Annotated in this window: 22 protein-coding genes and 1 pseudogene; 10 read left to right on the top strand and 13 right to left on the bottom strand. The window is 61.7% G+C overall.

Annotation, left to right across the window (positions count from 1 at the left end):
• Positions 1 to 73 precede the first annotated feature (73 nt).
• Both K0P03_RS21310 and K0P03_RS21305 read left to right on the top strand, forming a co-directional pair.
• Positions 74 to 574, top strand: a complete 501-nt coding sequence (locus K0P03_RS21310) for a YciE/YciF ferroxidase family protein (protein WP_023513649.1) — start codon at positions 74 to 76, stop codon at positions 572 to 574.
• A gap of 79 nt (positions 575 to 653) precedes the next feature.
• Positions 654 to 1,235, top strand: coding sequence for a cysteine hydrolase family protein (locus K0P03_RS21305; RefSeq protein ID WP_443020590.1), 582 nt, complete (start codon positions 654 to 656; stop codon positions 1,233 to 1,235).
• Positions 1,236 to 1,605: 370 nt separating this feature from the next.
• Here the strand turns inward: K0P03_RS21305 and K0P03_RS21300 are convergent, their stop codons facing one another.
• The 7 genes and pseudogenes from K0P03_RS21300 to K0P03_RS21270 form a co-directional block, all read right to left on the bottom strand.
• On the bottom strand, positions 1,606 to 1,914 hold the full coding sequence (locus tag K0P03_RS21300; protein WP_272790586.1) for a DUF982 domain-containing protein: 309 nt from the start codon (positions 1,912 to 1,914) through the stop codon (positions 1,606 to 1,608).
• A 163-nt stretch (positions 1,915 to 2,077) separates the two neighbouring features.
• Positions 2,078 to 2,272: a DUF2934 domain-containing protein gene (locus K0P03_RS21295; protein ID WP_272790585.1), complete on the bottom strand. Its 195-nt coding sequence runs from the start codon at positions 2,270 to 2,272 to the stop codon at positions 2,078 to 2,080.
• A gap of 77 nt (positions 2,273 to 2,349) precedes the next feature.
• Positions 2,350 to 2,652, bottom strand: a pseudogene (locus K0P03_RS35690) (DUF982 domain-containing protein).
• A gap of 88 nt (positions 2,653 to 2,740) precedes the next feature.
• Complete coding sequence (locus K0P03_RS21285) at positions 2,741 to 3,124, bottom strand: response regulator (RefSeq protein WP_272790584.1); 384 nt, start codon at positions 3,122 to 3,124, stop codon at positions 2,741 to 2,743.
• A gap of 281 nt (positions 3,125 to 3,405) precedes the next feature.
• Positions 3,406 to 4,038, bottom strand: coding sequence for an HWE histidine kinase domain-containing protein (locus K0P03_RS35630; protein WP_336314298.1), 633 nt, complete (start codon positions 4,036 to 4,038; stop codon positions 3,406 to 3,408).
• A 167-nt stretch (positions 4,039 to 4,205) separates the two neighbouring features.
• Positions 4,206 to 4,424: a hypothetical protein gene (locus K0P03_RS21275; protein ID WP_272790583.1), complete on the bottom strand. Its 219-nt coding sequence runs from the start codon at positions 4,422 to 4,424 to the stop codon at positions 4,206 to 4,208.
• Positions 4,425 to 4,521: 97 nt separating this feature from the next.
• Complete coding sequence (locus tag K0P03_RS21270) at positions 4,522 to 5,922, bottom strand: sensor histidine kinase (RefSeq protein ID WP_443020604.1); 1,401 nt, start codon at positions 5,920 to 5,922, stop codon at positions 4,522 to 4,524.
• Positions 5,923 to 6,208: 286 nt separating this feature from the next.
• Between K0P03_RS21270 and K0P03_RS21265 the strand changes: the two genes are divergently transcribed.
• Positions 6,209 to 6,589, top strand: coding sequence for a GFA family protein (locus K0P03_RS21265; RefSeq protein ID WP_272790581.1), 381 nt, complete (start codon positions 6,209 to 6,211; stop codon positions 6,587 to 6,589).
• 111 nt (positions 6,590 to 6,700) lie between these two features.
• Here K0P03_RS21265 and K0P03_RS21260 read toward each other — a convergent pair whose 3' ends face one another.
• A complete protein-coding gene (locus K0P03_RS21260; RefSeq protein ID WP_272790580.1) occupies positions 6,701 to 7,600 on the bottom strand; it encodes a hypothetical protein in 900 nt (299 codons plus the stop codon).
• 271 nt (positions 7,601 to 7,871) lie between these two features.
• Between K0P03_RS21260 and K0P03_RS21255 the strand changes: the two genes are divergently transcribed.
• The 5 genes from K0P03_RS21255 to K0P03_RS21235 all read left to right on the top strand — a co-directional run bounded on the left by K0P03_RS21255 (position 7,872) and on the right by K0P03_RS21235 (position 10,214).
• Positions 7,872 to 8,531 (top strand): DUF6766 family protein, encoded by a 660-nt coding sequence (locus K0P03_RS21255; protein ID WP_272790579.1) that lies wholly within the window; start codon positions 7,872 to 7,874, stop codon positions 8,529 to 8,531.
• A 20-nt stretch (positions 8,532 to 8,551) separates the two neighbouring features.
• Positions 8,552 to 9,376, top strand: coding sequence for an ammonia-dependent NAD(+) synthetase (gene nadE / locus K0P03_RS21250; protein WP_272790578.1), 825 nt, complete (start codon positions 8,552 to 8,554; stop codon positions 9,374 to 9,376).
• 49 nt (positions 9,377 to 9,425) lie between these two features.
• Positions 9,426 to 9,638, top strand: coding sequence for a hypothetical protein (locus tag K0P03_RS21245; RefSeq protein WP_272790577.1), 213 nt, complete (start codon positions 9,426 to 9,428; stop codon positions 9,636 to 9,638).
• Positions 9,628 to 9,822, top strand: coding sequence for a hypothetical protein (locus K0P03_RS21240; RefSeq protein WP_272790576.1), 195 nt, complete (start codon positions 9,628 to 9,630; stop codon positions 9,820 to 9,822). Before K0P03_RS21245 ends, K0P03_RS21240 begins: the two co-directional genes overlap by 11 nt.
• Before the next feature lie 179 nt (positions 9,823 to 10,001).
• Positions 10,002 to 10,214, top strand: coding sequence for a hypothetical protein (locus K0P03_RS21235; RefSeq protein WP_272791112.1), 213 nt, complete (start codon positions 10,002 to 10,004; stop codon positions 10,212 to 10,214).
• Between the two features lie 152 nt (positions 10,215 to 10,366).
• Here the strand turns inward: K0P03_RS21235 and K0P03_RS21230 are convergent, their stop codons facing one another.
• From K0P03_RS21230 to K0P03_RS21210, 5 genes are all read right to left on the bottom strand, one after another.
• On the bottom strand, positions 10,367 to 10,645 hold the full coding sequence (locus tag K0P03_RS21230) for a hypothetical protein (protein ID WP_272790575.1): 279 nt from the start codon (positions 10,643 to 10,645) through the stop codon (positions 10,367 to 10,369).
• Between the two features lie 11 nt (positions 10,646 to 10,656).
• Entirely contained in the window at positions 10,657 to 11,526 is an 870-nt protein-coding gene (locus K0P03_RS21225) for an SDR family oxidoreductase (RefSeq protein ID WP_272790574.1), read from the bottom strand.
• A 195-nt stretch (positions 11,527 to 11,721) separates the two neighbouring features.
• Positions 11,722 to 11,973, bottom strand: coding sequence for a glycine zipper domain-containing protein (locus K0P03_RS21220; protein WP_272790573.1), 252 nt, complete (start codon positions 11,971 to 11,973; stop codon positions 11,722 to 11,724).
• A gap of 97 nt (positions 11,974 to 12,070) precedes the next feature.
• Positions 12,071 to 12,862: an NmrA family NAD(P)-binding protein gene (locus K0P03_RS21215; RefSeq protein ID WP_272790572.1), complete on the bottom strand. Its 792-nt coding sequence runs from the start codon at positions 12,860 to 12,862 to the stop codon at positions 12,071 to 12,073.
• Between the two features lie 83 nt (positions 12,863 to 12,945).
• Positions 12,946 to 14,427 carry a PQQ-dependent sugar dehydrogenase gene (locus K0P03_RS21210; protein WP_272790571.1) on the bottom strand — a complete coding sequence of 494 codons (1,482 nt, stop codon included), beginning with the start codon at positions 14,425 to 14,427 and terminating at the stop codon, positions 12,946 to 12,948.
• A gap of 535 nt (positions 14,428 to 14,962) precedes the next feature.
• Here K0P03_RS21210 and coxB point away from each other — a divergent pair.
• Together coxB and ctaD are read left to right on the top strand one after the other, a co-directional pair.
• Positions 14,963 to 15,910, top strand: coding sequence for a cytochrome c oxidase subunit II (gene coxB, locus K0P03_RS21205; RefSeq protein WP_272791086.1), 948 nt, complete (start codon positions 14,963 to 14,965; stop codon positions 15,908 to 15,910).
• Positions 15,907 to 18,420, top strand: a complete 2,514-nt coding sequence (ctaD, locus tag K0P03_RS21200; protein ID WP_272790570.1) for a cytochrome c oxidase subunit I — start codon at positions 15,907 to 15,909, stop codon at positions 18,418 to 18,420. The genes coxB and ctaD overlap by 4 nt, the downstream gene beginning before the upstream one ends.
• Positions 18,421 to 18,422 lie beyond the last annotated feature (2 nt).

Genomic DNA, 18,422 nt, shown 5'->3' with positions numbered 1-18,422 from the left:
AGAAAGGCTGGTTGACTCCCCGCGCGATCGCGCCCGCCACTCTGGCAAACATTCACGACAACAGGAGAGACCCATGCCTACCAAGACAATGGAAGACCTTTTCCTCGACGGTATCAAAGACATCTACTACGCCGAGCGCAAGATCATTGCCGGCCTCAAGAAGATGATCCGCGGCGCCGAGGCCGAAGACCTGAAGGCCGCATTCGACAAGCACCTGCAAGAAACCGAGGGACAGGTCGAGCGGCTCGTGCAGGTGTTCGAGCTTCTCGGCAAGCCGGCGCGCGGCAAGACCTGCCCGGCCATCGATGGCATTCTCGAAGAGGGTCAGGAGATCCTCGAGGAATTTAAGGGCTCGCCCGCGCTCGACGCTGGTCTTCTTGCCGCCGCTCAGGCTGTCGAGCACTACGAAATCGCCCGCTACGGCACCTTGAAGTCCTGGGCCATGCAGCTTGGCAAGAACGACGTCGCCAAGCTGCTCGATCAGACGCTCGCCGAGGAAACCAAGACCGATCAGGCCCTGACGCAGCTTGCAGAGGCCAAGGTCAACCGCGAAGGCAAGACCAAGGCCGCATGATGCGGAACGGGCGGAGAGGCTGCTCTCCGCCCGTCCCTAAAATGCGAAAGACGCCCGGACCGATGCGATGGGAGTGGAGATGTACGGTGAGTGGCGACATATCTGCGTGGATATGCAGCGCATGTTTGCTGAAGACACGCCTTGGAAAGTCACCTGGATGGAGCGAGCCTCGCCACAAGTGCTGGAAGTCGCCAGCAACTATGCAGACCGAACGATCTTCTCCCGCTTTTTGCCGCCCGCCCGTCCGACCAATGCGACAGGCATGTGGCGCGCCTATTATGAGAAGTGGTGGATGATGACCGCCGAGCATCTCCCGGCCGAGATGTATGGCCTACTCCCCGAACTTGCCGCATTCACGCCGCCCGCCATCGTTTTCGACAAGCGGACCTATTCTCCGTGGATCGACGGACGGCTCAATGCGTTTCTAAGGGGCCAGGACGTCAAAACGCTTGTCATCACCGGTGGCGAGACCGATGTCTGCGTCCTTGCCACAGCGCTCGGTGCCATCGATCTGGGCTACCGTGCCATCATCCTGACGGATGCAGTCTGCAGCGGCACGGATGAAACGCACGACGCGTCGTTGAAACTGCTCGAAAGCCGGTTTACCGCCCAGATGCACGCCATGTCGACAGATGCGTTTTTATCATCGGTTTCCGGATAGGTCGGCATACAAGACTTCATAATTTCGCGATGAGACGAAGTGCACGCAGACAACCCGTGGGAACACCTTACCATTGGGGGCCGGCAGCGCAAACCGTCTTCCATACTGGATAACAGCTCAGATGACCGCCTCCATGCCACTGTAAGCGCCGGTTATGCCGCTTCACCTCCAGCACAACGCGGTCGCCGAGGCGCCGAGCCATGGCAAGCCTTCGGAAACGATCTGACAGCACGCCGGCGGTGCCGCTGCTTCGAACCCTTACGCTGGCATTTAGGAAGCTACGGCGACGGGTCATCCGGCTCTTAGCAAATAGGCGTCGCCCTCCAGGATGCGGGCGACTGGAAGCCGAAGACCGTCCATCCATTTTTCATCAGTGGCTAGATATCGAGCTCGTCCCAAGCGAACCGGTCGTTCGCATGATCGAGAGGATATTCGCTTCAACAGCGGCCGCGATAAATGCTTCCCGCGCTTGTGACAGTCCGTGATGTCCCTCCACGCACATCGCAGTCACTATGCAAGCCTGTTCGTAGCGCAGTCCGCGCTGAACGGGCCAACGGATCAAAAGGTAGTGTAACGCCTGCTCCGGGCCATGAACGGTTTCGCCACGCCCGGGTTGGAATTCGACGACGACAGGCGCGACCCACACACCCACAGTGGGCTTCTTCAATGCAATACCCATGATTTCCTCCCAGAACGTGGTCTGCATGGAGTGACAATAGGACTGGTTTTGGAAATTCAAATGACGGTGGCGCCTACTGTCCGATTCCGTACGAACGGAAAGCCGCTCGGCCCTTGCATTGGTCGAGCGGCTATTTGAAATGCTTTTGGTTGTACCTTCCGCCCTAACTGGGCGGCGGCGGGCGGCTCTCGAGCTTGTCAGGATCTCGTGCGCTCTCCTGCGTGTCGGCTCCAGGCTCAGCGTCAACCTCTTTCTGGGCCTGGATCCAGTGATCAAGCGCAACCCCATCCTGAGCGCCTTCGCGCTGCCAGATTGCATAGGCACGGGCGCGGATTTTGTCTTCACGATCGTTGGTCATCGGGCACCTCCTGCTGGTCATAAGAATTGAACCAGCGTCGTGCCGGTATGTTCCAACCGACGCGTGATGCGCAAACGCTAAGCGCTCATGCGCGGCGGCGATGACGGGCCAGACCGATGCCAAGTCGGCCGTAGGCCCTGAACGGGAAGGCCGGCTTCAAGGCAAGCAGCGACGAACGCCTCTCAAGCAACAGCGACCGGCGTCATTCGGTAAAGCGCCGCTCGGCATTTGTGACAAGCGCGTTTGTATCGCTCGCCATATCTGAGGGGCCATTCATTCTCGAGAAAGTCGACGGTTTCATGGACGCTTTCGAAGGAGCGCGTCACCCCATTGGGGAAAGATACCTGAAGGGGAACAGAGAAATATACGTCAGCCAGCATCGCAATCCTCCTTTCAATGACAATTCTGGCGCCACCTATTTGGTTTTGTGGCCCGGTTTTCAAGAGCCACTCAACAGCATCATCGAAGCTACCCGGCCAGTGCAAGAATCGAATTTACGAGCACTTTCAAATCCGTCGGCTTCCCGATGTTGCGAGCGTTGGAGAGTTCGGCATACTGAGCCAGTTCCTCGGGATCGCTGGCACTGGCAATGACGAACGGCACATCGAGCAGGTTCAGCCGATCAGCCACGGGCGTCACTTTTTCCCTTCCGAGATTGACGTCTAGCACTGCTGCGTCAGGCCGTCGTTTCGTGATAAGGTTGAGTGCGTCTCTTACCGATCCTGCCGGACCCAGAACCAGAAAACCAGCATCCTCAAGACATGCTTTCAGTTCCAGCCCGATGAACAGTTCATCCTCGACGACGAGAACGGCGAGCCTGCGTTCGATAGCATCTTTCGCAGGGTTGCTCATGGGACCTCACAGCGGGATTTGGATTGATGCGCTTAAACCGCTTCGATGGTAGTGAAGTTCCACGTGCCCGCCGAGATGCGCGGAGGTTCTCTCGATAAGCTCCGTTCCGTAGCCCCGCCGGCTCGGGAGCGACACAGGCGGCCCATCGATCCCCCGCCATTCGCATACCAGGTTGGAGGTCTCCTCAAGGCCCTCCTCCACGGCCCACGTGACATGGACCCGGCCACTTGCTGCAGACAAGGCGCCATATTTCAGCGCGTTCGTTCCCAACTCGTGGAAAATCATGCCGATGGCGAGGACCCGCGAACTGGGTACCTGGAGGGGGGCCCCGTGCAGTCAAGACGCCCCTCCCCCGCCTCGCCGACAGACCGGCGAAGCAGATCCTCAAAATCCGTCGCCTGATGGCTGGCGGCGATTTCCTGAGCGCGCAGCGTCGCCTGCAATCGTCCCAGCAGGCTATCGCGGTACTCGCCTGCCGTACGGTCCCGCGTCTCCGTCTGCACGGCGATGGCGCGGACGACCGCGAAGAGGTTCACCATCCTGTGGCGCGTCTCGGATATGATGAAGTCCTTTTCGGCGTCCCGGCGCTGGCGCTCGGTGACATCGCCGAAGATGACGAGAATGCTCGAACTGTTGTCGTCCGGATGCACCAGGCGCCGCGCATCCACCAGAAAGGTTCTCGGTCCGATCAACGGAAAATCGTGTTTCACCTCGAAGCCGACGACCGCCGCCGCCTTCGGGATCACTCCGGCGATCAGATGTCGCAGTTCGGGCAGGTTCCACTGACCATTGCCGAGGTCAAAGAAGTTCGTTCCAATAACCTCGTCGCGGTCCAGCCTGAACGCCTTGACAAACGCGTTGTTGGCCGTGGTCACGCACAGATTCTTGTCGAGAACGACGACGGCCTGACTCATGGGTATCGACGACACCTTGCGCCTGAACGTGGCCGGCCTTCAGCAGTCGATAAAGGTCCTCCAGCACCATCGTATCCACTCCTGGAATCGTCGCGCCGATGTCCTCGGACATCTCCTTTCCGACAGACTATGCCAGGCACTTCGTCCGGGATAGCCGGATTTGAAAATCATTGACGGATCTGGCCTTGCCCCGGGCCGGCCTCTTCATGCTTCGCCCGCCAGCGGGAGCAGGCCTCGTCAAGCTGCTCGAGCAGATCCTGAAACCTGTGGTCGGCTTCGCTCTCGACACGATACATGGACTGAAGACGACCACGCATTTCCGCGCTGTCGAAGAGTTTGTGTCGTTCCGACAGGGCCTTGCCGCTCTGATACCTGGACTGATGCAATGCCGTCTCCGTCAACCACCAATGGATCGGGAACAGGCAAGTGCACTGGATTGTTCCAGCGAAAGCCTGTCAACATCAGCTTGCGTCCAGGCTCGGGCTAGGACCCGGATATTTCGGCTCTCAGGGAGGCGTCCACATCGCAAATCAGGCCCGAGGGAGCAAAATCCAGCCGAACCTCGCCGTTGAGCTCGGCAGCAAGAAGACGTTCGATAAGCTTCGATCCGAATCCGCGCCGCGTCGGAACGACGACGTCCGGCCCGCCTTCCTCTCTCCACTGAAGCTTGAAACGCACGGTGTCCGGGCTGCCGTGCCAACGGATGCAAACGATCCCGCCCTCTCGCGACAGGGCACCGTATTTCGCGGCATTCGTTGCAAGTTCGTGGAAGGCAAGCGTCAGCGCCGTCACGGCATGCGCTCCGACATTGATCGCCGGCCCTTCGATACGGAACCGATCCGGCGCATAGGGCTGCAAAGCCGCATCGATCACTGTGCGCAGATCGGCCTCCTCCCAGTTCCCGGTTGTCAGCAGGTCATGGGCGCGCGCGAGCGATGCCAGGCGCTCGTCGAACGTCCTCACGGCATCGCGTTCGTCGTCGCCGTTGACAAATGTCTGACGCGCGATTGCCGTGACCGTCGACAGGATGTTTTTGATGCGGTGCTTTAGCTCGCCCATGGCCATGGCTTGAAAGCGCTCGAACTGCTTCTTCGCCGTGATGTCCCGCGCGATCTTCGACGCCCCGATGATCTCGCCCGCCCCACCATAGATGGGAGAAACCGTAAGAGATACATCCACGAGGGTGCCGTCACGGCGCCGGCGTCTGGTTTCATAGGGCGGCACATGCTCGCCCAGCCCGATCCGGCGAAAGAGGTCGTATTCCTCCTCGCCCTGGTCTTCCGGAATGAGCGTTAAAACCGACCAACCAACCATCTCTTCGGCACCGTAGCCGTAAAGCCGCTCGGCGCCTCGATTCCAACTGGTGATTGTCATGTCGAGATCGGCGCTCAGGATGGCGTCGTCGGTGGAAGCAATGATCGCCGCCAACCGTCGCTGCAGGACCTGCGCCCGCCTGAGTTCGGTCGTCTCGTTGACGATGCAGAACACGCCGGCGACCGAGCCCGTCGCATCGTGAACGGGCGAGTAGGAGATGTCGAAATAGACCGTCTCCGGGCCGCGCCCCCGCTCTATGTAAAATGGCCGATCCTTTGCCGAAACCGTCTCGCCCGTCTCCAATACCCGTTTGAGAAGCGGTTCGAGATCGGTCCATAGTTCCGCCCAATACTCGCGTGCGGGCCGACCCAACGCGTGCGGATGCTTGTCGCCGATGGTCGGTGCATAGGCGTCGTTGTAGAGGGCGAGAAACTGCGGCCCCCAGAACATGACGATCTGGAGATCCGCTCCGAGCATGATGTCGACGGCGGATCGAAGGTGCTGTGGCCATTCCGTGACGGGACCGATGCTCGTACGACTCCAGTCGAACGAACCGATCAACCGCGCCATCTCGCCCTTGTGGCGAGCAAACTCAAGACTCGACACAAAATTCCCCATCCGCAGGCAGGACCATTCAACGCGATTAGACAATCGCTACAGCACCATAGACAAGGCAAATCAGGAACATTGTCAAATGTTTGTGAGAAAGGCTATCGCGCATCGGGCAAACAACGGGATTAGGCGCGGAGTGGCGGATTGAAGCGAAGGCGTCTCTCGCCCGGGTCGCCGAGGCAGAACCGTCGACACGGGTGATCGTTATGGGCAGGCACCTTCACCGACGTTAGAGGACATCCACATGACAACCTTGTCAGGACAATGTCTCTGCCAGCAGGTTCGGCAATCTATCCATGGCGAACCGCTGCGAATAGGGATTTGCCATTGCACGGATTGCCGGAAGGAAAGCGGGTCTGCCTTCACCTTTTATGCCATCTGGCCGCGGGATCGCTTCCGCTATTCCGGCGAGACAGCCGCGCTGCAGGGCCGTTGTTTTTGCCCGCGATGCGGATCGCGACTGTTCTCTGTCGATGACCGGGAGGTCGAGGTCAAGCTCGGCATTCTCGACGATGCACCTACCTGCCTTACCCCAACCTACGAGCTTTGGGTCAGACGACGCGAACGATGGTTGAAGCCCGTGGAAGGCGCCGCACAGTTCGAAGAGGACCGCATTGAGCGCTGAAACGGTACCGTCCCGGCATTGGGATGGGTCCGGCCCTGCGTCGTCGGCAACAGGCGCCATGCTGCGCCTGATGCCATTTTTCGCGGGCAAGCCCGTCATCCGGCGTAAGACCTACGCCTTCACCACCAGTGCCGCCTCGTCATCGTCGCGCTGCCGTCCACCGAGAGCGGCAGCGGCGGAGGCAATGAAGGCGCCGACCAGCAAGGACAGAGCGCCGAGCAACGCGACCGTGGCGGCCGACTTTCGGGCATCGTCGGCAGCCTGAAGGACGGCATTCTTGGCGTCCTCGATCTGCTGCAGCACCTGGTCGACGCGCGTGCGGGCCTCTTCCTGGGGAATGCCAGCGCGAGATGCGACGATGGTCGCAACATAGGCGCGATCGGCTTCCGGAACCTCTCCCTTCGCTGCGCCCTGCATCAGGATGCGCGACACTTCGGCGGTAGCGGCCGCGTCGTCCGATTGCGCCCTTGCCGCCGCATCCTGCGAACGCAGGAGCAGATCCGTGAAGTATCCCGTTGCAAGATCTGGAGCCTCGTCGCTGCCGCCTGCCGCGGCCGTGGCACCGACGCTGGCGGGCGCTGCAACGGACGATGCCGCCTGCACGCCGCTTCCAACCAGCGAGGTGAAGGCGGACCCAGCAAGCCCGGCCACCACGACGGTCGCCAGCGCCCAGCTTAGAAAACCATGCGCGGTATCGCGGAAGAACACTTCGTCGGTATGGATGCCGGCCCATTTCGTGCGGAAGCGCCCGGTGAGATAGCCCCCAAGTGCCGAGGACAGCCACTGCACGATGACGAACCAGATAGCGGCCGTCACGCTGACCGTCGTGAACGAGGCGCTCTCTCCCGACCACGGCGAAACCATAGTGAGCCCGACGCCTGATCCTAGAAGGAGGAGGATAAGCGTTATCGCAGCCGCCGCTGTCGCGCCGCCGATGACCGGCCCCCATGCCAGAGCGGGAACATTGGATTCGATGCCGACGTCGGAAACGCCCGTCGAGTAGCTAGCCATTGTCGTCTCCTATCGCATGAACAGGACAAGCAGGATGACGATCGGCAGGGGAATGCCCAGGAGCCAGAGAAGAATACCGCGACCCATTTTGAAATCTCCTTCATGTCGTGAACGCGTCTTGCGCGTGGAAACGACAACCTCCACAGCGACCCAATGTTCCACGCCGTACCGATTGCTCGGTTTCACTGCCATTTCCAACACATAGCCTGGAGGAACATTGCCTTGCTCGCCGGGTTTCTGATGGGCGGGACCATGTGCGGAGTTTCGAGGAATGAAGGTGTTGAGAGAGAATGGTCTGACGATCGTGCTGATTGTCGCGACGATGACGACGCTCGTGGGAATGATGGCAACAGGAATCTCCGTCTACAATGACGAACTGGCGCGCCACCACCAGCCCGGCGTATCACTGGCTGCGTACCTTGCCAGCGGGCATTTCCTGTCCGCCCTCTTCGAGAACTGGGAAAGCGAGTTTCTCCAGATGTCCGCTTACGTTGCGCTGACGGCTTTCCTCTTCCAGCGGGGTTCGGCCGAATCCAGGGGTCCAGACGGGAGCGCGGAACAGGACGAAAATCCTGCCACCCACATCGGCGACCCGGATGCGCCGCTGCCCGTCAAGCTCGGTGGCCTCTCGCTCAGCCTTTATGCCTATTCCCTCGGCTTTGCGCTTTTCGCCCTCTTCCTCATGAGCTTTGCGCTTCACCTTAACCACAGCGCGGCCGCCGAGGCGGTCGAGGCGCTGAGTCACGGCAAGCCTCCACCGACGATCTGGCAGCATGCCGGCAGTGCGCAATTCTGGTTCGAGTCCTTCCAGAACTGGCAATCGGAGTTTCTGTCCACGGCCGTTCTCGTGGTCCTCTCGATCTTTCTGCGCTTTCGCGGCTCGCCAGAGTCAAAACCAGTTGCCGCACCCCATTCCAAAACGGGGGGATAGGCAATGTCCAAACAGACTTCATGGAGAAATGGGAAGTGATGGAGCAATCAGCGATCATCGAAGCTCTCGGGGTTCGACCCGATTTCGACTCCATGCATGAAATCAAACAACGGATCGCGTTTCTGAAGAGCTATCTCGTCGAAAGCCGGCAGACAGCCTATGTACTGGGCATCAGTGGCGGCGTCGATTCCCTCACGGCCGGCCTCTTGGCCCAGCGCGCCGTGCGGGAGCTTCGCGCGGAAGGGCGGGATGCCACCTTCCTCGCAGTTCGGCTTCCCTATGGCGTCCAGGCAGACGAACACGACGCCACCGCCGCGGTCGCCGCCATCGGCCCCGACCGCGTCCTTACGGTGGACATCAAACCCGCGGCCGACAGCCTGATGGCCGCCGTCGTCGTCGGCGGCATCGATCCTCTCCTGCGCCATCACTTCATCCTCGGCAACGTGAAGGCGCGCCAGCGAATGGTGGCGCAATATGCGATCGCCGGAACCGCATCCGGCATCGTCATCGGCACAGATCACGCCGCCGAAGCGCTTATGGGCTTCTACACCAAGTTCGGCGACGGCGCCGCCGATGTCCTTCCGCTTGCCGGCCTCAACAAAAGGCGGGTCCGCGCCGTGGCCGCCGCGCTCGGTGCACCGGACCACCTCGTCTGGAAAGTACCGACGGCCGATCTCGAATCTGATGCACCGCTGCAACCCGACGAAGACGTCTACGGTGTGACCTATGACCAGATCGACGACTTCCTGGAGGGTCGGCCCATCGCGCCGGCGGCGGCCGAGCGCATCCTCTCGGCCTACAGCGCGAGCGCCCACAAGCGCGCGCTTCCCGTCCCAGCGGGATGATGGAACATCGCGGGGGCGGATGGGTTAGGGTCTGGAAAGGAGATCCGACATGGGTATCGATAAACCCCGGGACGGTGCAACCGGCACGACTGACCAATCCCCGCGCTGGGAGGGCCCCGAAGAAACCCGGCCCCGCGGCTACCTTCCGGCCAAGGACGACCCGGACCGTGCGCGTGACGCCGCCGGTGAGACGAACAAGGACCCGGAACGCAGCCGCCCCTCCGACGCCTTGAAGGTGAAGGAACGCCGCGATGGAGAGTAAGCGCGAACGGAACGGCGCATTCGCGCCCTCTCAAGCCGATCGCAAGGCCGATGGCGTCGCCAGCGCAAAGCCGACCGTCATCACGGGTTCCGAAGACGCCACGGCAAATCGAACGCCACCCGGCAAGAAGCCACAAAAGGACTGGGACGTTGGTTTCGACGACGAACAACCCGACCGATCCTGAGGCGGCAACCATGAAGCACGACCCAAGGAACCTCGACAGAACGGCTGACGGCCGACGGAGGCCCGCATCGCAGGATTCGGACCGCGATGTCTCGGATCCGCATGCCGGCAGCGTTTTCGATGCGACCCATCCCGAAGCAAACGAGACCAAGCCTCCGCGGAACGAAGGAGACAGGAAACATGGAACACCGAACTGAATCACCGGCGGTAAAGTCGCTGCAGGAGGAGCAGGCTCATCAGGCAAGTGCCAACGCGAAAGGCACGCTTCAAAAAGGATTGGAAGATACGTTCCCTGCTTCTGACCCCGTTTCTGCCACGAACACCTCCACGGTGAAGACACATGTAGAACCGACAACGTCCGCTGAAGGCAAGCAATCCGAACGCAATAAATAAAGCACTGCCAGGAACAAGGCGGAGGCCATTCCGGAACAGTCGAGCTCGACGCGCTTAAATTCGATTGCCAGCGTCCCGCAGGGCCTCGGCAACCGCGTATCTGGCACGGGAGCCTTCCGTCAAACTTATATGAAGGTAGAAAAGCCCCGGTTTTACCGGGGCTCTTCTCGTCTGCCGACGGCGGCGGCAAGCAAGAGAAAGGCCGCCACACCGGCGACGCGTTGCCACCGCGCCATCCGTTCACCGTGGCGTCGGATTTTGATCCGCTCGCGCAGGCTGCCGACTTCGGCGCACAGCGCCGCAAGGTCATCGAGCACATCCTGATCGTTCGCGTTCAGGACGCCGACAAGAGGCGCCGCCTCCTCGATCTCCTGCAGATATTCGTGCCATTGCGCATCGCTCTCGAAACCATGTTTGCGTATGTCGGTCATCGTTTCCTCTCTCAGATCATGATTTCGCCGCCCGTGACGGGGATCACCGCGCCCGTCATGTAGCTGCCGAGGTCGGAGGCGAGCAGGACGAAGGCTCCTGCCAGTTCGGGGGGCTGGCCGGCGCGGCCAATGAGGGATTGCGTGCCGAAATCCTTCGTTTTCTCGGGTGGCATGGTGGAAGGAATGAGCGGTGTCCAGATCGGTCCCGGCGCGACGGCGTTCACACGGATTCCCTTGTCGGCGACCATTTCGGCGAGCCCTGCGGTGAAATTCGAGATCGCCCCCTTCGTCGCTGCATAAGCGAGAAGATGGGGCGACGGCTGGCGGGACTGGATCGAGGTCGTGTTGATGATGGCGCTGCCGGGCTTCATGTGCGGAATGGCCGCGCGGGCCAGGAAGAACGGCGCATAGATATTGGTCCGGAACGTACGGTCCCATTCCTCGGTACTGATATCGCCGATATCCGCATAGGTCCGCTGGAAAGCGGCATTGTTCACGAGGATATCGAGCTCGCCGAAGTTTTCCAGGCACTGCCGCACAAGATGGCGGCAGTGATCATCACTCGTAATATCGCCTGGAAGGACGATGGCCTTGCGTCCCGCCTCCCCAACCCAACGCGCGGTTCCATAGGCGTCCTGGTCTTCGCTGAGATAAGAAATCGCGATATCGGCGCCTTCACGCGCGAAAGCGATGGCGACGGCCCGACCGATGCCCGAATCGCCGCCGGTGATCAGTGCAACCTTCCCCTTCAGCCTTTCCGCTCCGACATAGGTCTCCTCGCCGTGGTCGGGAACCGGCTTCATCGCGCTCGTCAGGCCGGGTGGAGCTTGCTCCTGCGCGGGTTGCGGCGAAAGGGGGCGGCACGCATCGTTCTCGGACATCTCGGTCTCCATCGGCAACGGGCTTGCGCTTCGAACTAACCGCCCCTGGAGATGTTCCCGCATGGAGCGCAAACACCTGAAAACGTGACGCTCGTGCCGGGCAATCCTGATGAGAGGAAAACGTGGAATGGCATATGCCGGTGTGCGGGCAGACCCCAGAAAAAATGCCTGGGGTCCGCACCGGTGCGGTCGAACCTAGCAACGGTCGACGTACCTGTTACCGTACTGGTCCCTGTAGTAGCAGCGCCCTGGCTGATCCGCGACATTGCCAATCAACGCGCCGGCGACACCGCCGACCGCTGCGCCAACGGCTGCGCCGCGGACATTGCCGGTCGCAACGCCGCCGACAACGGCGCCCGTCGCGGCGCCAACACCGGCGCCCCGTTCCGTTGCCGTACATGCGGCAAGCGATAACCCGACGCAGGCAATAAGCATGAGCTTTTTCATGGTATCCTCCCTATCTCGACCTTGTGACAACCCGCAATCGCCCCACAAGTTCCCGGCCGTGGTGACCCGGATTGAAACGGAGGGCAGGCTTTGGTGCCTATTGTCCGCTCAGGCTTCTGATATGGTCGAGCAGGGCAACGTCGCCTCGCAGGAGAGCGGCCGGCAGGTGCGGCCCATCGACCGTCGCTGCGGTCATCCGCGCATAGGCACGGGCTGCTTCCGGCGAGAAGCCCACGGCGCGAAAGGTCTCCTCCCATTTGTCGCGTGGAATGGTCTCCAGCCGCACAGGGCGGCCGAGCGCCGTCGAGAGGGCGGTCGCGACATCGTCGAACGTGTACCGATGAGGCCCTTCGACATAGCGTATACCGACGTCGTCAGATTTGGAGAGAAGCCGGCTGGCGGCCGCTTTCGCGATGTCGACAGGCGAAACCATCGGCAGACGCATGTCGCCCGGAAAGAGTGTCTGCAGGACGCCTTCCCTCGCGGGTTCCAGCAACATGTCGAGGTTCGTGTAGTAGTAGGCCGCCCGGTTTATCGCCGTGGGAACGCCGCTTGCCTCGGCTTGCTGCTCGAAGTCGAACAGGACGGACAGGTCACCGATCCCCTCTCCCGGTTGGGCGCCATAGGTCGAGGCGACAACGATCTTTTCAAGGCCCGAACCGGGCAGGGCGTCCGTGATGGCACGCGCTGTCGCCGTTTCCGCTGCATCCGTATCGCCGCCCGGATCGTCCGGCGGATTGAGGAGAATGGCGCGGCGGCCTCGACGAAAGAGATCGTGCAACGGCGCGGTCTTCCCCACATCGAGAACGATCGGCTCGACATTCGCGGTGCGGATGTCGTCGGCCTTGCCGGCGTCGTGCACGATCGCGATGACCTTTCCCGGCCGCATAGAGCAGGTTCACGAGTTCGGACCCGACATGGCCGGTTGCTGCCAGAACGATGAACATTGTGCGCTCCTATCGCTTATGTCGTCTATTGTCCGTCTTCCGGCGAAACCGCAGGGGCGATATCAGTCTGGGCGGGCGTTGCAGATCCGTCGGCGGTCGCCGCATCCCCTGGCTTCTCGTCCAACGGCCTCGTCGACGTCCCTTCATTGGCAACCGATTCCGAAACCCTGTCCGTCGAGAGCGGCTGCGCCGTTATGGTCCCATCGGCGGCCGCGACGCGCCAGACGGTATTGCCGGCGTCATCGGCGATGAGCAGGGCTCCCGTTCCGTCCATGGCAAGACCGACCGGTCGGCCACGGGCCTCGTCGCCTGCTAGGAAGCCCGTCACGACATCCTGAGCGGCGCCGGATTGGCGCCCGTTGGCGAAGGGGATGAAGATGACGTTGTAGCCATTGAAGGCGTTTCGATTCAAGCTGCCGTGATTGCCGACGAAGGCACCGTCTCGGAACGCCTCCGGCATGGCGGAATCGTTGGCAAAGGCGAGGCCCAGCGCCGCGACATGGCTCGACAGCGCATAGTCCGGCACGATCGCCCGCTCGACCATGTCAGGACGCTGCGGATGAACCCGCGGATCGACATGCTGTCCGTAGTAGCTCCAGGGCCAGCCGTAGAAACCGCCCTCCTTCACCGAGGTGAGATAGTCGGGAACGAGATTGGGACCGAGCTCGTCACGCTCGTTGACCACCGTCCAGAGTTCGCCGGTCTGCGGGTGAAAGTTGAGGCCGTTGGGATTGCGCAAACCCGAAGCAAAGACCTTTGCCGCACCGGTCCGCCGGTCGACCTGCCAGATGGCTGCGCGCCCCTTTTCGGCCTCAATGCCCTGTTCCCCGGCATTGGAGTTCGAGCCAATGGACACGAAAAGGAAGCATGCGTCAGGGCTGAGGGCAAGGTCCTTCGTCCAGTGGTGGTTGATCGGCCCGCCGGGAAGCGGCGTCAGGATCTTCGGTTCTGCCGTGATCTCTCCGCCACCGAGCTCGTAGGAATAGGCGAGGATAGCGTCTGCTGCGGCGACGTACAGCGTTCCGTCATGCCATGCGACGCCGAACGGCGAGTTCAAATCCGTCAGGAGATCGCGCCGCTCATCCACCGTGCCGTCGCGGTTGGTGTCGCGCAGAAGCGTGATGCGGTTTGTCTCGCCGCCTCCCCCTCCGCCACCGGCCGCCATGCCCATGATCCAGCCGCGGATGATATCCTTCGGCCGATTCAGCGGCTTTCCAGGGGGCGCCTTCGATTGCACGACGAGGACGTCGCCGTTCGGAAGCATGTGTACGGTGCGGGGATTGGCGAGATCCTTGGCATAGGCGGAGGCCGAAAGGCCCACCGGGACTTCCGGTACTTGCCCTTCCCGCCAGCCGACCACCTTCGCCACCTTAAGCTCCGGCCACAGACTTTGCGACGGCTCAGGAAGTATCGGATCGGGGCCTATTTGACGCGAGGCATCAAAGTCATCGCTACCACTGCAGCCGGCGACCACAAGAGCAGCAAGAAGGAGTGCGCGCCTAGACATGAAAAGCCTCCTTCCGGCCCAACCAAGCGATCACGAGCATTGCGACCACGGTCACAATAGAGACCGCCAATCCATAGGGAACGACAGCCGTCCACCCGTCGGCTGTATGGATGAAGCTGTTCAATGCCGCCGCGAGGAGAACGACGATCCCCCGTAGGAGCGCGGGCCACGACGGGCGTACCGTCCAGATGGCGAGAACAAGCACCGCGATCACGAAGGCGAAACAGCCGAAGATCAACCCGGCAAGAAGCAGGCGACCGGAAATGACGCGAAAAACCGGTAGGCGGTGCGCATCAGGCAGCGGGTGACGGACGTTGTCTTATCAAGAGACATCGGCGCGAATGTGCTCCGTTTGAATTACCTCCTTACGCGCCAACGGATGGAATGTTCCGCGTACGGATTTCTTCGGAAGGCGCGGTCGTGTCGTGGCAGGATTGCCAACACACCCTTGCCGGCCTGCAAATGCGGGCCATATCGCTTCAGGAGATCCACAGGAGCGAGAACAATCTCCCGTCGCACCCTCCCCATCTTGCTGGTGCCATTGAGCGGGTGTTCCGGCGTCCAGTCGGCGCTCGCCCCCGCCGGTGAGGAGGCGGCTGCAACCTATCAGCTTCTTCTTGCCATGGTCGTTGGCGGCGTATTGATATGGTTTGCTGTGGTTGGACTACTTCTTCACGCAACACGGCGCCGGAAAACATCGTGGACCGAAGAGCAAGCGGGCCGGCTGATCCTGTTCGGAGGCGTTGCCTTTCCCGTCGCCATGCTGCTCGCACTCCTCATCTATGCCGTCTGGCTAATGCCGGCGATCCGGCCGTGGTTCGACCGGCAGACGCCGCAACCGGAGATGATCGAAGTCACCGGCGAGCAATTCTGGTGGCGCATCCGCTATCCGGCCGCCGACGACATGCCCGCCTTCGAGACGGCAAACGAGCTGCGTCTTCCTGTGGGCGAGCGGGTCGCCTTCTCGCTCAAGGCGGCCGATGTCATTCATTCCTTCTGGATTCCGGTGCTCGGCGGCAAGATGGATATGATTCCCGGCCGCACGAATACATCGTCCTTGCTGCCGACAAGGTCGGGTGTTTACCGTGCGCCCTGTGCCGAATTCTGCGGCACCTCTCACGCGTTGATGGCCTTTTCGGTCATCGTCATGGAACCTGCCGACTACGCAGCCTGGCGGCGCGCACAGACCACTGGTGCAACGGTCGGCGGGAGCGAAGGCGAGCGGCTTTTTGCCTACCACGGCTGCGCTGGCTGTCATGGCATACGGGGCATGACACCGGCGGTGAGCCTTGGCCCGGACCTGACCTTCTTCGGCCAGCGCCAGACGGTCGGGGCCGGTGTGCTTGCAAATACGGCCGAAAACGTCGCGCGTTTCATCCGCAATCCGGATGCCGTCAAGCCCGGCGCGAAAATGCCGGCCTTCGACATGCTGCCCGACAAGGACGTTGCCGCCATCACCGATTACCTCGTGAGGCTCAAATGACCGACACGGCCGAGCTTTCCGTCAGAGAACGAAAGGCACAGGAGGCCGAACTCCGCGACGTCTGGCGCACGCCCTCCGGCTGGCGCTACTGGACCTCGGTCAACAATACCGAGATCGGCCTGTGGTACGGCTCGGCCGCCTTCCTCTTCATGCTCTTTGCCGGAGTTCTGGCCCTTCTGGTGCGCGTTCAGCTCGCCGTTCCCGGCAACGATTTCCTCTCCGCCGACACATTCAACCAAGCCTTCACCCTGCACGGCACCGTCATGATGTTCCTCTTCGCCGTGCCGATCTTCGAGGCGGTGGCGATCTTCCTTCTGCCCTCGATGCTCGGCGCACGGGAACTTCCCTTCCCCCGCCTCTCCGCCTTCGGTTTCTGGAGCTTCGCGCTCGGCGGGATTTTCGTCTGCGGCTCCATCTTCTTCGGCGCAGCGCCCAATACGGGATGGTTCATGTACCCGCCGCTCGCCACCGACAAGGAATATTCGGGGATCGGCGCTGATATCTGGCTGCTCGGGCTTTCCTTCATCGAGGTCGCCTCCATCGCGGCCGCGGTGGAATTGATCGTCGGCATCATGAAGTGCCGCGCGCCCGGCATGCGCATCAACATGATGCCGCTCTTTGCCTGGTACCTCCTGATCGTCGCTGGCATGATCCTGTTCGCCTTTCCGCCGCTGATCGCCGGCGACATCCTGTTTGAAATGGAGCGGATGTTCGACTGGCCGTTCTTCGATGCGGAACGCGGCGGTGATCCGCTGCTCTGGCAGCACCTCTTCTGGATCTTCGGCCATCCGGAGGTCTACATCATCTTCCTGCCGGCGATTGCGCTCATGGCGATGATCGTGCCGACCTTCGCGCAGCGCCCCATCGTCGGCTATTCCTGGATCGTGCTCGCGGCCGTCGGTACCGGCTTCCTGAGCTTTGGCTTGTGGGTGCACCACATGTTCACAACCGGCCTGCCGCAGATTTCGCTCGCCTTCTTCTCGGCGGCCTCCGAGGCGGTAGCGATCCCCACCGGCGTGCAGATCTTTGTCTTCATCGCCACCATGCTTGCCGGTCGTGTCATCTTCTCCGTACCCATGCTGTTCGGGGCCGGCGGGCTTGCGATCTTCATTATCGGCGGCCTGACCGGGGTCATGGTAGCGCTCGTGCCGTTCGACTGGCAGGCCCATGACACCTATTTCATCGTCGCCCATTTGCACTATGTGCTGATCGGCGGCATGCTGTTCCCCGTCGTCGCCGGCATCTACTATTATTATCCGCTGCTGAACGCCCGAAAACTCTCCGACAGTCTGGGCAAGATCGCCTTCTGGCTGATGTTCATCGGCTTCAACGTTGCGTTCTTCCCGATGCATCTGGCGGGCCTGCGCGGCATGCCGCGGCGGGTCTTCACCTATCCGGCCGATATCGGCTGGGACTGGTTCAACCTGATCTCGACCATCGGCGCCTTCATCTTCGCGGCGGGCGTGCTCGTCGTCGTCGTCGATGTGCTGCGGCCGAAGCATCGCCAGCCAAAGGAAGAGCAGAACCCTTGGAACGCCGGTACGCTGGAATGGATCAGCGAACCGGAGGAGAAATGGGGCGTGCGATCCATCCCGATAATCGAGAGCCGCTATCCAATCTGGGACCAGCCGGACCTCATCGAAGGTATCAAGGCCGGCCGCTACTACCTGCCCGATGCGAAGGACGGCGCGCGCGAAACGCTCGTTACCTCCGTGCTCGATGCCGAGCCCATTCAATGCCTGCGTGTCGGCGGAACGTCTGTTCTGAGCATCCTCGCCGCGTTCTCGCTCGGCGGCGTCTTCATCGCGCTCACCTTCCATTGGTGGATCATGACGGCCGTCTCAGCCGTGATGACATTTGCCGCCATCGTCGCCTGGCTCTGGATGGGCACCGCCGTCATACCCCGGGAGGAGATGCGCGATGTCGGCCTCGGCAAGACGCTGCCACTCTACACCTCTGGGCCACAGTCGGTCGGCTGGTGGGCCATGTTCATCACCATGGCCGGAGACGGCACCGCCTATGCAAGCCTGATGTTCGGCTACTTCTTCTACTGGACCATCCATGACGATTTCACCGGTGGCCAGGCCGGCCCCGGCATGGTCTGGCCGCTGGCTGCCGCCGGTCTCTTCACGCTGGCCTGGTTCGCCATGCTGCTGGCGCGACGGGCCAATGGACGCGACGCCTCATCGCTCACCCACCTGTCGCTCCTCGCCTCCCTGCCGCTGACGCTTATGGCTGGGTGCGCCGGTCTCGCCGGGCCCTATTTCGCGGGCATGGACCCGACCGTCCATGTTTACCCCGCCATCGTCTGGGTCGTCACGCTCTGGACTGTGATGCATGGCGGTGTCGGTATTGTCATGCAGCTCTATTGTCTGGCGCGCAGCCTTGCCGGCCGGATGGATCGCCACCATGACATGGACCTGCGCAATGTCGTGCTCTACTGGCATTTCCTCGTCGTTACGGCGGTCACGTCCTTCGGCGTTCTCGGCCTCTTTCCGGAATTGAGGTGATG

This window comes from Shinella sp. HY16 (genome assembly GCF_028534175.1).
Taxonomy (GTDB): Bacteria; Pseudomonadota; Alphaproteobacteria; order Rhizobiales; family Rhizobiaceae; genus Shinella.
This window is presented reverse-complemented; position numbering and strand designations above follow the sequence as displayed.

Bases quoted from the DNA above. Each gene is read 5' to 3' on its own strand.
- K0P03_RS21240 (WP_272790576.1), top strand. From the start codon at position 9,628: ATGGAGAGTAAGCGCGAACGGAACGGCGCATTCGCGCCCTCTCAAGCC.
- K0P03_RS21255 (WP_272790579.1), top strand. From the start codon at position 7,872: ATGAAGGTGTTGAGAGAGAATGGTCTGACGATCGTGCTGATTGTCGCG.
- K0P03_RS21285 (WP_272790584.1), bottom strand. From the start codon at position 3,124: ATGAGCAACCCTGCGAAAGATGCTATCGAACGCAGGCTCGCCGTTCTC.
- K0P03_RS21265 (WP_272790581.1), top strand. From the start codon at position 6,209: ATGACAACCTTGTCAGGACAATGTCTCTGCCAGCAGGTTCGGCAATCT.
- K0P03_RS21230 (WP_272790575.1), bottom strand. From the start codon at position 10,645: ATGACCGACATACGCAAACATGGTTTCGAGAGCGATGCGCAATGGCAC.
- ctaD (WP_272790570.1), top strand. From the start codon at position 15,907: ATGACCGACACGGCCGAGCTTTCCGTCAGAGAACGAAAGGCACAGGAG.
- K0P03_RS21300 (WP_272790586.1), bottom strand. From the start codon at position 1,914: ATGGGTATTGCATTGAAGAAGCCCACTGTGGGTGTGTGGGTCGCGCCT.
- K0P03_RS21235 (WP_272791112.1), top strand. From the start codon at position 10,002: ATGGAACACCGAACTGAATCACCGGCGGTAAAGTCGCTGCAGGAGGAG.
- K0P03_RS21310 (WP_023513649.1), top strand. From the start codon at position 74: ATGCCTACCAAGACAATGGAAGACCTTTTCCTCGACGGTATCAAAGAC.
- K0P03_RS21295 (WP_272790585.1), bottom strand. From the start codon at position 2,272: ATGACCAACGATCGTGAAGACAAAATCCGCGCCCGTGCCTATGCAATC.
- K0P03_RS35630 (WP_336314298.1), bottom strand. From the start codon at position 4,038: ATGAGTCAGGCCGTCGTCGTTCTCGACAAGAATCTGTGCGTGACCACG.
- K0P03_RS21270 (WP_443020604.1), bottom strand. From the start codon at position 5,922: ATGGCGCGGTTGATCGGTTCGTTCGACTGGAGTCGTACGAGCATCGGT.
- K0P03_RS21305 (WP_443020590.1), top strand. From the start codon at position 654: ATGTACGGTGAGTGGCGACATATCTGCGTGGATATGCAGCGCATGTTT.
- K0P03_RS21220 (WP_272790573.1), bottom strand. From the start codon at position 11,973: ATGAAAAAGCTCATGCTTATTGCCTGCGTCGGGTTATCGCTTGCCGCA.
- K0P03_RS21245 (WP_272790577.1), top strand. From the start codon at position 9,426: ATGGGTATCGATAAACCCCGGGACGGTGCAACCGGCACGACTGACCAA.
- K0P03_RS21225 (WP_272790574.1), bottom strand. From the start codon at position 11,526: ATGTCCGAGAACGATGCGTGCCGCCCCCTTTCGCCGCAACCCGCGCAG.
- K0P03_RS21215 (WP_272790572.1), bottom strand. From the start codon at position 12,862: ATGCGGCCGGGAAAGGTCATCGCGATCGTGCACGACGCCGGCAAGGCC.
- K0P03_RS21210 (WP_272790571.1), bottom strand. From the start codon at position 14,427: ATGTCTAGGCGCGCACTCCTTCTTGCTGCTCTTGTGGTCGCCGGCTGC.
- K0P03_RS21260 (WP_272790580.1), bottom strand. From the start codon at position 7,600: ATGGCTAGCTACTCGACGGGCGTTTCCGACGTCGGCATCGAATCCAAT.
- nadE (WP_272790578.1), top strand. From the start codon at position 8,552: ATGGAGAAATGGGAAGTGATGGAGCAATCAGCGATCATCGAAGCTCTC.